At 62.3% G+C, this 12,312-nt stretch carries 10 protein-coding genes; 3 read left to right on the top strand and 7 right to left on the bottom strand.

Annotation, left to right across the window (positions count from 1 at the left end):
• The 3 genes from QM600_RS21865 to QM600_RS21855 form a co-directional block, all read right to left on the bottom strand.
• On the bottom strand, positions 1-2,365 hold a 2,365-nt coding region (locus QM600_RS21865; protein ID WP_283263642.1), incomplete at its 3' end, for a lipid II flippase MurJ.
• Positions 2,362-4,746, bottom strand: coding sequence for a glycoprotein (locus QM600_RS21860; protein ID WP_283263641.1), 2,385 nt, complete (start codon positions 4,744-4,746; stop codon positions 2,362-2,364). The genes QM600_RS21860 and QM600_RS21865, both read right to left, overlap by 4 nt.
• Positions 4,743-5,267, bottom strand: coding sequence for an NUDIX hydrolase (locus QM600_RS21855; RefSeq protein ID WP_502943054.1), 525 nt, complete (start codon positions 5,265-5,267; stop codon positions 4,743-4,745). The genes QM600_RS21860 and QM600_RS21855 overlap by 4 nt, the downstream gene beginning before the upstream one ends.
• Before the next feature lie 192 nt (positions 5,268-5,459).
• On the opposite strand from QM600_RS21855, the gene QM600_RS21850 reads away from it, so the two are divergent.
• Positions 5,460-6,941 (top strand): CCA tRNA nucleotidyltransferase, encoded by a 1,482-nt coding sequence (locus QM600_RS21850; RefSeq protein WP_283263639.1) that lies wholly within the window; start codon positions 5,460-5,462, stop codon positions 6,939-6,941.
• On the opposite strand, the gene QM600_RS21845 is transcribed toward QM600_RS21850, so the two are convergent.
• The 3 genes from QM600_RS21845 to QM600_RS21835 form a co-directional block, all read right to left on the bottom strand.
• Entirely contained in the window at positions 6,903-8,213 is a 1,311-nt protein-coding gene (locus tag QM600_RS21845; RefSeq protein ID WP_283263638.1) for an MFS transporter, read from the bottom strand. The genes QM600_RS21850 and QM600_RS21845 overlap by 39 nt on opposite strands.
• A 26-nt stretch (positions 8,214-8,239) precedes the next feature.
• Positions 8,240-8,674 carry an SRPBCC family protein gene (locus QM600_RS21840; protein WP_283263637.1) on the bottom strand — a complete coding sequence of 145 codons (435 nt, stop codon included), beginning with the start codon at positions 8,672-8,674 and terminating at the stop codon, positions 8,240-8,242.
• Between the two features lie 121 nt (positions 8,675-8,795).
• A complete protein-coding gene (locus QM600_RS21835; RefSeq protein ID WP_283263636.1) occupies positions 8,796-9,737 on the bottom strand; it encodes an NAD-dependent epimerase/dehydratase family protein in 942 nt (313 codons plus the stop codon).
• Between the two features lie 153 nt (positions 9,738-9,890).
• Between QM600_RS21835 and QM600_RS21830 the strand changes: the two genes are divergently transcribed.
• Together QM600_RS21830 and QM600_RS21825 are read left to right on the top strand one after the other, a co-directional pair.
• A complete protein-coding gene (locus QM600_RS21830) occupies positions 9,891-10,586 on the top strand; it encodes a TetR/AcrR family transcriptional regulator (protein ID WP_283263635.1) in 696 nt (231 codons plus the stop codon).
• Between the two features lie 13 nt (positions 10,587-10,599).
• Entirely contained in the window at positions 10,600-11,205 is a 606-nt protein-coding gene (locus tag QM600_RS21825; RefSeq protein ID WP_094274671.1) for a YqgE/AlgH family protein, read from the top strand.
• Here the strand turns inward: QM600_RS21825 and QM600_RS21820 are convergent, their stop codons facing one another.
• Positions 11,206-12,186 (bottom strand): bile acid:sodium symporter family protein, encoded by a 981-nt coding sequence (locus tag QM600_RS21820; RefSeq protein WP_283263634.1) that lies wholly within the window; start codon positions 12,184-12,186, stop codon positions 11,206-11,208.
• Positions 12,187-12,312 lie beyond the last annotated feature (126 nt).

The raw sequence follows: 12,312 nt of genomic DNA, 5'->3' as shown, positions 1-12,312 counted from the left end.
CAGTGGGCGCGGAAGCAGTGGGCGCGGAAGCCGGCACAGCTTTTGGTGGCACAGCCTTGGATGGCACAGTCTGAGGTCCTGCAGCCTGAGGTCCTGCAGCCTGAGGCGCCGCAGCTTGAGGTGCCACTGCCTTCGGCGCAGCTGTCTCAGGTGTAGCGGCCTTGGGTTCTACAGCCGAGGCCGGCTTGGACGCCTTCACGGCAGAAGTTCCGGCGTTCTTGTCGTCGGAGACCTTGTCGTTGCTCACCCTCGCTCCTTCACTTTCGGTTGCCCATCCCCTCGTTCCGGAAACAGCGGTCGTTCCAGGTCGAGGGGTGGTTCCAGCACCAGGGTACGGCAGCGCACCTGGCTGTTCGTACGCGTTTGATCCCGTTCTGATTGCGGGAATCAGAACGGTTGCGGCGTCGTCGATATTTTTGCCCGAGTTGTCTTCGTTCGGAATTGCGTGCGATTTCTGTGTCGGCTCGGGGCGACCCAACACAGAACGAATCTTCCGGGAGACGGCAACCGTTACGGAAAGAACTTCCGGGATCTTCTTGAAGTACAGAATCGTGAAGGTGATGGCGAGCATGAGGATGCCGCCGACAGCTACGCGAACAAACGATCCGGGTCCGCCGAATCGTTCGGTGAGTTGATCGAATCCGAGCACTCGGTCGACGGCCAACATGGTCAGGGATCCGGCTAGCGACGCCAGTACAACCGAGGAGACGGTTTTCCCGACGTTGGCCATCTGGAGGCTTCCGAGGCTGCGGCTCAGGAGGTAGCCGCCGATGACAGCTCCGGTGATGTATCCGATGCCGTTGGCGGCGCCGAGCAGGATGACGACTTGGTCGGTGTTGGACGCGACCAGTGGCACCAAAGCGGAGAGTGCAACCTTGACGGCGGTGATCCCGAGAACGATCCACGTCGGTGTCCACGCCTGTTCCCGGGCATAGAAGACGCGAAGCTGGATCAGAACCAGTGCGTAGGGAATCAGGGTGAAGGCCGACCAGCTCACGGCGGTGCCGAGACGCTCGGCTTGCTCGGGCCCGAATCGGCCGTAACCGTAAAGGGCTTCACCGACCTGCGGTCCCATGAACGTCAGGAACATGATGATCGGGACCAGCGTGATCATGGTCAGTCGCGTCGCGACGGAAAGATCGTCGACCACGGCAGGGGTGTCGTCGGCTGCGGCGTTGCGGCTCAATCGAGGCATGATCGCCGTCAGCACGGTCACGCCGAGGACGCCGTACGGAAGCTGGAGCAGCAACCACGCCTGGCTGTAGATGGCCGGGCCGGCCTCGTCGACGTGTGAGGATATGCGGGTCGCGAAGATCATGCCCATCTGGCTGATCAGCACGTACAAGATGATGGCGACGGCCATGCCGCCGAACTGGCGGAGGCGATCGTCGAGTCCCCAGAGCGGCTTGAGGGAGATCTTCTCGCGTCGTAGAGCGGGGATCAGGCTGGCGGCCTGAGCGATGACGCCGGCCGTGATGCCGAGGCCCAGTGTCAGCAGTTTGGCGTCGCCCATCGAGACCGGGTTCAGTGAGATCTCACCCGGTGTCAGGTAGAAGATCGCGAACACCACGAGAACGATGACGTTGTTGAGCACCGGAGCCCAGGCGCCGGGTTTGAAGATCTGGCGGGTGTTCAAAAATGCTGTGAACAGCGCTGATAGTCCGTAGAATAGAATCGCCGGCAACAGTAAGTACGACAGAGCTGTCGTCAGGTCGGTATTGACCTTGCCGTCCGACGACAGGAAGACGTATCTCGTGAGGATCGGTGCGGCGAGGGTGGCGAGGAGGGCGGCCACCCCGAGCAACACCAGCGCCGCGGTGAAGAGTCGCCGAACAAATGCTTCGCCGTTGTCAGGGTCTTCACGTTCGGCGCGGACCAGCACCGGTACGACGATCGCGGTCAAGACTGCACCGAGAACCAGTTCCGCGATCATGTTCGGAATCTGGCTGGCGATGGTGAAGGAACTGGCGATCGCCGGGCCCAGCACCATCAGGACCATCAGTTGCTTGGCAAACCCGGTGATACGGCTGGTCAGGGTCGCGATCGCGATCGAACCGGTGGCGGCGAGGAGTCGTGAGTTGGTTTCCTTGCGGTCGCCGGCGACAACATGCGAGTCGGGGTCGGCACCGACACTGTCGGATTCCGACACGGGCCGCCCCGCCAGCTCCATTTCCGCTTCCCGGTATCGCGGATAGTCTCGAATCACCGGAATGGTCATGGTGGGCGAATCGTCGAACCGCGCATCCGGGTTGACCGGCTGAATCGGGTAGCCGCGTTCCCACGGTGGCATGCGTGGATGCGATCCGGTCGCGGCGTTCTTGCGCGTGATCCCGGACCGAGGGCCTTGCGGCGGATTCCCGGTCATCGCTGTTCGTACCCTTCATCTGCTGGGTCCGGCTGACCCCTGAATCGATGCCACAGCCGCCTACCCGCCAAGAACAACAGCAAACCCCCCGCAGTAGCGGTCAGAGCGGCCAGCGGACGACCGTACGCATTCGACCGTACGGTCACGCTGGTCGGCACACCCAATTGGAGTCCGTCAGTTGTCGTAAGGGAGAAGTTGACGACCAGCTTGCGGGAATCGTTCATTTCCGCAGGCACAGTCAATTGTCGGCTACCGCGCGGCGGCAACTGTTTGGGACCGATATCACTGATTTTCATCTCCGGCGGAGCGTCCACACGGAGGTTGACGTTGATCGCGATCGGCAGTTCGTTGCGGGCCACGAGCAGTAACGGAGCTTGACCGGACGCCAGTGTGTAGACGCCTCCCGGAGATACGACGGTGACTGCTCGGTAGAGGTTGTCGACGGTGCCCGTCACGTTGGCTGCACGGATGCTCGCTGCTCGTTCGGCGTTTCGGACGGCGGTGGCACTGGCGTCGCGTCGATTGGCCGAACTCATCGCGCGCAGCAGATCCTCACGAAGCGGCGCCGTGAACCGTCGCGGCGTCAGCGGAAGTCCGGGATCGTCCACAAGGGTCGATTCGAGTGCGTCGATGCGGGGCAATTGCGTTCGCGCAGTGTCGATGACCGATGTCTGCGGGCCGTCCTCGGTTGCGCGTTCCGGGTACTCGAGCGTCGCGGTGTCGGTGGCGCCGGGTTGCCGTCCGAGCAGCGCGGGCAGGGACTGCGGTGTGGCCAGGCCGGATCGGATGAGTGTCGACAGCATCGACAGCACTGCGGTGGCGTCGTCGGCGTCGGCGCTCCACAGTTGCGGCGGCGCCAGGATCTGATTGCGCGGCAGGGCGGTGGGAGTCAACGCGGACCAGGCCAGTGCGCCCAGCGCATCCTGACGTCGGGCAACCCGGGATTCGGATACGAGTTGCGGCGCCGTGTCCTGGTCGATGTACGACGGCGTCGACGGGTTGGATCCGGTCGCGGCGAGGGCTGCGGCGGCTCCGGTGTCGAAAGCGAGTGCGCTGACGGTGTCGGTGATGCGTGACGACAGTTGTGTGCGACTCGAATCGCCGGCCCTTGTGTCCACTGACGAGGCTGCCACCAGGGCGGTGGTGGGGTGGGCATTGAGAGTGTCGACGGTGACGGAATCGAGGACTCCCGAATCCGGCCAGACGAAGTTCCGAACCGAGGTCACACCGAGGATGTTGTCGAGGATGTCGGCGGGGCGATCGATGGCCGTCGCCGTCAATTCAGGATGCGCGACGGTACCGACCGCCGCGAGATCGGCCTGCGCAAATGGAACGGACGTCGTGCACATCGACGCTGCCAAAGTCTTGACTCTTTGTAGCCAGTTGCCGGCTGCGTCGCGTCCGCGGCCTTCATGGGTAGCACCGGCGGGGATTCCGGCATTGTCGACGACGAGGTATCCGCGCGTCATGTTCTCGACGGTAATCAACAGGTCGGGATCGATGGCGAGGCAGAGGGAATCCGTGACTCTGCCGTCGGCGTCGTTTTCGGGTTTGGTCGCAGATTCGACGGCGTCGACAAGCGCGTCGAGGCGTCCGCCGTCGGAGAGTTCGGTGGCAAGTTCGTCGTCGATCAGACGGATGGGGTCGTTGATCGATCCGGGGATTCCGCCGACGAGTTTCGGTGCGTCGGCGAGAGGCCACATCATTGTCACGCCGACCGGGGCCGAGGTGTCGGGAGGGACAACTGCGGTGGAAGCGCTGGTCGATGTGGATGTCGCTGTTGCACCGGACACGGCCGGTACTCCGAGAACCGGGAGGAGGAATCGTGCGTCGTCGAGCCTGGCTGCGCCGCCGTATTCGGGGGTGCCGTTGACGTTGACGAGCATCGGGTAGACGCCGGGTTCGGTGATGTCGAGGGAGAGTTCAGTGGCGGAGCGCAGCGGGAGCGAAAGCGTGAACGGCCGGGATTCGCCCTTGTCGAGGCTGGTGGCGACGGTATCGAATTCGCCGACCGTATCGAAGATGGTCTGATCGAATTCGAGTGCGCCGCGCACGTCGACTGCATTGTCGATGGCCGGCGCACGTTGCAACCGGACGCCGACATCTTCGACGGGCCTGTCGCCGACATTCTTGACGGTGCCCCGCACGACCACGGTGGGATCGCTGGTCGTGGTGATGGTGCTGGGCGAGGTGGATTGGATGGAGAGTTCCAGGAACTTACCGTCGGTGCTGGTACGAGGAGCTTTTGTGTGTGAGCCGGTCTCGACTGGAAGCGCACCGGCAGGGGCGGGGGTTGCGTGACCCACACCAGCACTGCCCGTCAAACCAACAGCGGCTATCACCAGAGCGGCAACGCCCGCTCGCCGTAGAGCCATTCTCATCCGGCGTCCGGTTCCTTCGGGAGCGTTGGTATCGCGGTGGTGCGGGGAGTATCGGTGGTGAGCGGCATTCCAGCAGGTCGGGGCATTTCTGCGATTATCTGCGAGGCGAGCTCGGCCAATTTCCGTTCATCCGCATAAGCGAGGCGGGAATGCAGCTCGGACAGCGGAACCCACGCGACCTCGGTGACCTCGATGTCCTCGTCGGAAAGTTCGCCGCCGAGGAAACGCAGGAGGTAGTGGTGCACGGTTTTGTGGACGCGTCGGCCTTCGGTGACAAACCAGTAGTCGATGCTGCCCAACGGCGCCAGGACGGTTCCCTGAATGCCCGTTTCTTCTTCGACTTCGCGCATCGCCGTTTGCTCGGCCGTCTCGCCCTGCTCGATGTGGCCCTTGGGGAGCGACCATAGAAGGCGTCCGCGGCGGTCGGTTCGGCCGATCAGTGCAGCGCACAGGCGTTCGGGCGGGCCACCCCAGCCGTCGACGACCAATCCGCCGGCCGAAGTTTCGCGGACCGTGCGCATCGCAGACCTTTCGGGGTTGCCGACGGCAGGGCGACGTCGCGAGTTGCGACGGCTCCTGTTCGTTCGTTCGGCACCGGACACCTCATCGATACTAGTTGGCATCGATGCGTTGACCGGTAACCCGCGCAAAGCGGCCTCTCGCGTTCATATGCGCGTTCTTATATTTGCGCACCTTAAGTAAGCTCCATGGACGTGACTGCCCCTACCTCCGATGCCGATCGCCGACTGCGACTGCTTGCCGACGCTTCCGACACATTGCGCACGCTCTCCGATGTGTTGAATCCGCTGGGCGAGCGTTTCGCCGCCGCCGGTCACGAGCTGTATCTGGTGGGTGGCAGCGTTCGTGACACGATCCTGGGCCGCTTCAGCGGTGATCTCGATTTCACGACGGATGCGCGCCCGGAGACGGTGCAGGCTCTGCTCAAGGGCTGGGTCGACAAGCAATGGGACACCGGAATCGACTTCGGGACGATCAGCGCTATCAAGGATGGCCAGGAGATTGAAATCACGACGTTCCGGGCGGATGCCTACGATCGCGTCTCGCGTAATCCGATCGTCGAATACGGCAGCACGCTCGCCGACGATCTGGTCCGCCGCGATTTCACGGTCAATGCGATGGCAATGCAGATCGGCGCGGACGGTTCCTTCACGTTCGTCGATCCGCTGAACGGTATGGACGCGCTGCTGGCCGGCGAGCTCGATACGCCGTCGGCTCCCGAGAACTCGTTCAACGACGATCCGCTGCGGATGCTGCGCGCCGCGCGGTTCGTCTCGCAGCTTGGTTTCACGTTAAACAATCGTGTTCTCGACGCCATCAAGGAAATGGCGTCGCAGATCGAGCGGATTACCGCCGAGCGGGTGCAGGCCGAGCTGAACAAGCTGATTCTGGGCATGTATCCGGTGGACGGAATCAATGTGATGGTCGATTCCGGTCTGGCGGAGTACATCCTGCCCGAGGTTCCGCAGATGAAGCTCGAGATCGACGAGCACCACCAGCACAAGGACGTCTACCAGCATTCGCTGACTGTGTTGCAGCAAGCCATCGATCTCGAAGAGGGTGATCCGGACCTCGTATTGCGTTGGGCTGCACTGCTTCACGACATCGGCAAGCCCGACACCAAGCGTAACGAGCCCGCCGGCGGCGTCAGCTTCCATCACCACGAGGTTGTCGGTGCCAAGCTGGTACGCAAGCGTCTGCGTGCGCTTAAATTCTCCAAGCAGATGGTCGACGACATCTCGCATCTTGTGTTCCTGCACTTGCGTTTTCATGGTTACGGCAAGGGGCAGTGGACGGATTCTGCTGTGCGGCGTTACGTCACCGATGCCGGTGAACAGATTCAGCAGTTGCACAAACTCGTGCGCGCCGACTGCACCACCCGCAACAAGCGTCGGGCCGCCCAGTTGCAGGCCACTTACGACGACATCGAAGAGCGGATCGCCCGCATCGCCGAGCAGGAAGACCTGGCGCGCGTGCGCCCGGACCTGGACGGCAACGCCATCATGGAACTGCTGAACATCCCCGCCGGCCCGCAGGTGGGCAAGGCGTGGAGCTTCCTCAAGGAACTACGCCTGGACCGCGGTCCGCTCGAGCGTGACGTGGCCGAGGCCGAGTTGTTGAAGTGGTGGAAGGCGCAGTCAGCCGCCGCGGATGCGCCGATTGATCAGGACGGCTGACAGCCCCGCGGCATAGATCCCGGCACCGGCAATAGCTAATCCGACGCTCTTGCCGTCGGGCGCGATCACCGTCGACCCGGCAGCGATCGCGCCGATGAACGCGATGTTGAAGACGGTGTCCTGCAAGGCGAATACCTGACCGCGACGGTCGTCGTCGACGTCCATCTGCATGGCGGCATCGCCCGCGAGTTTGACGGACTGACCGGCGATGCCGAGTAGGAATGCGGCGATCAACAGCGATCCCTGCGTCAGGCTTGTAACGAAGACGAGTTGGATCGCCGCGGCCGCAGCCAGGGCATAGGTGACGGTGCGGGAGCGCCCGATGCGCGGTATCAGGAACGGCGTGATCAGTGCGGCGAGCAGCATGCCGATGGCGGTTGCGCCGACGGCAACGCCGAATCCGGCCATCCCGCCGGGCAATCCGGAGCCGTTCGAGGTGTCCCGCAATACCAGCACCATGATGAGGGTGTTGAGGCCGAAACAGATTCTGTGTGCACCGATCCCGATCATCGTGGTGGTGACGCCGGGTGCTTGCCACACTGCGGTGGCTCCGGTTTTCAGGCCGGCCAGGACCGAGAGGGCGGCGTTGCTGTTCGCGGTTTCAGGGGCTGTGGTTTCAGATGATGTGGGGCCGAGTGATCTGGCGCTGAATCTTGCTGCCGCCAAGGCTGCAACGATTGATCCCACCGTCGCGGACGCCACCGCGATTGCCGAGGCCCGATCACCGGCACCGACTACCCCGATGATGGTGACGGCCGTCGCCGCTCCCAGCGCCGACACCACCGAACCCGCTGTTGTGAGAACAGAATTGGTGGCCACCAGCCAGGATTGTCGGACAACCTTGGGTAAGGCTGCCGAGACCCCGGCGCCGACAAATCGGCTGACTCCGATGGCAGCCAACGCGCACAACAACAGTGCGGATTCCCCGCCACTGGCTACGAGGAGGACGGCGGCGGTCAAAATCAGCAGTCCGCGCAGAACACTCGCCCACAGGAGGACTAGGCGTCGATCCCAACGGTCCAGAAGTGCGCCGGCAAACGGCCCGATGATCGAATACGGCAGTAGCAGTACGGCAAAGCCCGCAGCGATGGCCACCGGATCGGTTTCCCGTTCCGGATTGAACAGGATCGCACCACCCAATGCGGCCTGGAACAAACCGTCGCCGAACTGACTCGAGAAGCGGACGAGAGCCAACCGTGCGAGGCCCGGCGATTCGCGCAGAGTGTGAAGCGTCCGGGACCAAGCCTCGCGGCGGTTCGAGGCGGCGGTCATGGAGGGAAACTCTAGCGGGAATCGAGTTATCGGCGGTCGAACCGGTCTCGCAATGCATCGAGCCCAACCGAGTACACGCCGTCGCCGAAGGCGCTTTCCACGACGGGAATGATCTCCTCGGCTCCGTCGTAGGTAGCAGTCCATCGAACTTCGCAGCCGTCAGGCGTAGGCACTACTTCGATGCGTGCAATGTAATTGTCGACCGGAATTGGTTTGTCGAGCACCTCGTAGCTGTAGGTTCGGCGCTGATCGTCATGCTCGATCAACTCTTCGCGTGCCACGACGTTGCCGTCGACGACGAATCGGCGTACGGCGCCGGGGGTGGTCGGGTTTGTGTCTTCCTCCATTTCGGAGGGTGGAATGCGCGGGTGCCAGGACGCGAGTTCGTCGAATCCTTTGATCACAGACCAGATCTGGTCCGGCTCGACGGGCAGTGTGGTTGTTCGTAGAAGCGTGGGCATAAGTACCTCTCTAGTGCTTGTGTGTCAGATCCGCTTGGTGTGACGTGGACACTAAGGAGTCGTGCAGCGTGTGGGAACGAATGTCCCATTCATTGGAATATTGATGGTCAGTTCGTGCTCTTCAGGCTGCCGCAGTGCGGGCCTGCTCGGCGCGCCACCAGTCAACGGTCTCCCCTGCCGCCTGACCGAGAGGTGTCGGCTCGAGGCCAAGGAGTGCTTCGCTGGCAGTCGAATCCATCACGAATGGCTTGGTGAACTGATAATTCATCTCCGCTAGTTCGCGGGTAGCGGTGTTGACCTTGCCGGCCGCATCGAGAACCCAGGCCGGCAGGACGCCAACCTTGGCCGGGGGTGCGCCTGCGGCTTGCGCGAAGGCATCGGCAAGAGTGCGTTGGGTGAGTGCGGGTCCGGTGGGCGCGTGAAGGACAGAGTTCCAGAGCGCTGGGTTGTGGGCAGCGGCGATCATCGCGGCCGCAAGATCGGGAACATAGGTAAAGGAATGTGGCTGATCGGCAGAGCCGATGACTCGAATCTTCTTTCCTGCCAGTATTTTCGGAACCATTCGTTCGCCGGCGTGTGCAGTGCGCACGTATGGTCCGAAGAAGTCGGAGGAAACGACGCTCACTGTCGATGTCGATGATGCGGCGCGAGCATTCAGTAGCGCTGTTCGCACTCCGCGCTTGCCGCCGGCGACGTTGCGTGGGTCGGTTTCCGTCATCACGGCGTCGGAGTTGTAGGCGTAGAGGCTTTCGGGGAAGACCACGACCGCATCCAACGAGGCTGCGACGTCGAGAATGACTTTCTCTGCCGCCGGGAGTTCGCGTTTCCAGTCCGCGGCGTTGTAGGCGGCGTGGATGCAGTGGTACATCGCGGTTGCACCGTCGACTGCGCTGCGTAGTGCAACCGGATCTGAGACATCGACGCGACGACGCTCGATCAGTGGGTGCTCGGGTCCACTTCCAGACCTGGTCAGCAAGCGGACATTGATGCCCTGACCTGCGAGTTGTAGTGCGATGGTAGATCCGACGGGACCGGCACCAGTGACGATTTCGAGGCTGGACATGGGGTTCTCCTCAGTGAAGTTTCAGACTAGAGAGCACTGCTCTCGATTTCAAGGATGCACCCCCGGATCTGCCATGTCAAGAGCAGTGCTCTCTTTAATTAACACTGCTCGCTTTTGTTGATTCTGCTCTCGGAACTCAGGCATGATGTCCGCATGGCCGAAACTCCCCGGATGCGTGCGCGCGAACAGACTTTGCAGGACATCACTCGAATCGGGCGTGAGCAGCTGGCGGCAGTCGGCGCTGCCGGGTTGTCTCTGCGGGCTGTGGCGCGCGATCTGGGCGTGGTGTCTTCGGCGGTTTACCGTTACGTCGCGAGTCGCGACGAACTGCTGACGTTGCTGGTGGTCGACGGCTACAACGAACTTGGCGCCGAAGTGGATGAAGCGGTGAATGCCGTTGCCTCGGAGGATTATCGAGGTCAGTTCCTGGCGCTGGGTCGAGCGCTACGAGTCTGGGCGCTGCGCGAGCCTGCGCGATACGGGTTGCTGTTCGGCAGTCCGGTCCCCGGTTACCACGCTCCGGGTGAAGAGACCACTGGGCCGGGTACCCGTGTGGTCACTCGATTGATCGCGATCATCGATGGTGCGTATCGGTCGGGGGCTCTGGCGCAGCAGCAGGACGCCGAGCTCGGAGAACCCTTGACGTTGGATCTCGAACGCGTCCGCATCGAAATGGACGTCGAACTATCGCTGGATGCGGTTGCCCGGGGAACTCTGGTGTGGGTTGCGCTGTTCGGTTCCGTCAACTTCGAGGTGTTCGGTCAGTACGGATCCGACACGTTTGCCGAGCCCGTCGAGCTTTTCGAGCGGCACCTGACGTTGCTCGCGGAGATCGCCGGGCTGAAGTGAGATGATGTCTTCTGTGCCGCACGCAGAAGGACCCGATGATCGAATGGCCTGGATAGAACCGGAGGTTCGTCCGGGTAGTTTGCTGGTGTCGTCCACCGATCTCACCGAACCTGCGTTTCGTCGCACCGTCATCTACATGATCGAACACAATGACGCCGGAAGCCTTGGCGTCGTGATCAATCGGCCGAGTGAGACGGCCGTACAGAACGTCCTCCCGCAGTGGGCGCCGCTCACTGCCAACCCTTCTTCGCTGTACGTGGGCGGGCCGGTCAAGCAGGATTCCGCGTTATGTCTCGGAACCGCTCGCAACGGTGCCATGATCGACGGCATCGAAGGGTTGCGCCGCGTGGACGGCAAAGTTGTCATGGTGGATCTGGACTCCGATCCCGACGTCATCGCTCCTCTGGTCGAGGGGATCCGAATCTTTGCCGGATATTCGGGTTGGACTCTGGGACAGCTTGATTCGGAGCTCGAGCGCAACGACTGGATGGTCACCAGTTCATTGCCTTCGGATGTGCTGACGGTCCCGCGCGTCGACGTCTGGGCCCGGGTGCTGCGACGCCAACCGCTGCCGTTCGCGATGTTGGCGAGTCACCCCATCGAGCTCGAACGGAACTGACTACCCGACGCTGACCGGATCTCGTTTCGCGAAGCGTTGCGCCAGCGCGGCACACACGATCAGCTGGATCTGATGGAAGATCATCAGCGGCAACACGATCAGGCCAACAGGCTGCCCGGCAAAGAGCACCGCCGCCATTGGCAGGCCCGTCGCCAAGGATTTCTTGGATCCGCAGAAGATGATGACAATCTGGTCGGCTTGATCGAAGCCGAGTTTCTTGCCGGCAAGGGTGGTTGCCCCCAACACCACCGCAAGGATCACGCAGCACACCACCACCAGAGTCAGGATCTGCCAGATCGTGATGGTGCTCCAGATCCCGTCCTTCATGCTTTCGCTGAATGCGGCGAAGACAACAAGAAGGATTGATCCGCGGTCGACGTACTTGGTCGGCTCCGCATACTTCTGGAGCCAGCCGATCACCAGCGGACGGATCAATTGGCCGACGATGAACGGGACCAGCAACTGCGCGACGATGTCGAGAATCGAAGAGAAATCGACCGTCGCCTGGCCGGTGGTGTTCATCAGTAGAACCACCAACAGTGGCGTGATGAAGACGCCGATCAGGTTGGAGAACGACGCACTCACGATTGCGCCCGCCACGTTGCCCTTGGCGATGGAGGTGAAGGCGATCGATGATTGAACCGTCGACGGAACCAGGCACAGGTAGAGGATTCCGGTGTACAACTCGTCGCTGATCAACGACGGTGTCAGGATCCGCAGCGCGAGGCCGATCAGAGGGAACAAGAGGAACGTCGACGCCAGAACAACGCTGTGCAGTCGCCAATGCTTGACGCCCTTCCACGCTTCTTGTGGGGAGAGGCGGGCACCGTAGAGCAGGAACAGGAAGCCGATGGCGATTTTGGTGGCCCAGCCCAGCACGGTTTCGGCGGTTCCCGATACCGGAAACACACTGCCGAGGACCGCGGCGATGATGATTCCGAGGATGAACCCGTCGATGTAGAACCTGCTGAGAAACTTCACCTGGCTAAGGATAGCTGCGTACTCGAGCGGGGTTTCGAGCTCTACGAAGGTTGAAGCCCATCACGGCCAGGCACAGCAGCGTCCCGATGATCGACAGCTCGATGATGGCCGTCTGCATTCCCTGGA

Origin of the sequence: Rhodococcus sp. IEGM 1379 (assembly GCF_030056815.1) — a bacterium.
Classification (GTDB): domain Bacteria; phylum Actinomycetota; class Actinomycetes; order Mycobacteriales; family Mycobacteriaceae; genus Rhodococcus_F.
The sequence above is the reverse complement of the archived record's forward strand: the minus strand, read 5'-3'. Positions and strand labels throughout refer to the sequence as shown.

Bases quoted from the DNA above. Each gene is read 5' to 3' on its own strand.
- QM600_RS21835 (WP_283263636.1), bottom strand. From the start codon at position 9,737: ATGTCCAGCCTCGAAATCGTCACTGGTGCCGGTCCCGTCGGATCTACC.
- QM600_RS21855 (WP_502943054.1), bottom strand. From the start codon at position 5,267: ATGCGCACGGTCCGCGAAACTTCGGCCGGCGGATTGGTCGTCGACGGC.
- QM600_RS21860 (WP_283263641.1), bottom strand. From the start codon at position 4,746: ATGAGAATGGCTCTACGGCGAGCGGGCGTTGCCGCTCTGGTGATAGCC.
- QM600_RS21845 (WP_283263638.1), bottom strand. From the start codon at position 8,213: ATGACCGCCGCCTCGAACCGCCGCGAGGCTTGGTCCCGGACGCTTCAC.
- QM600_RS21840 (WP_283263637.1), bottom strand. From the start codon at position 8,674: ATGCCCACGCTTCTACGAACAACCACACTGCCCGTCGAGCCGGACCAG.
- QM600_RS21830 (WP_283263635.1), top strand. From the start codon at position 9,891: ATGGCCGAAACTCCCCGGATGCGTGCGCGCGAACAGACTTTGCAGGAC.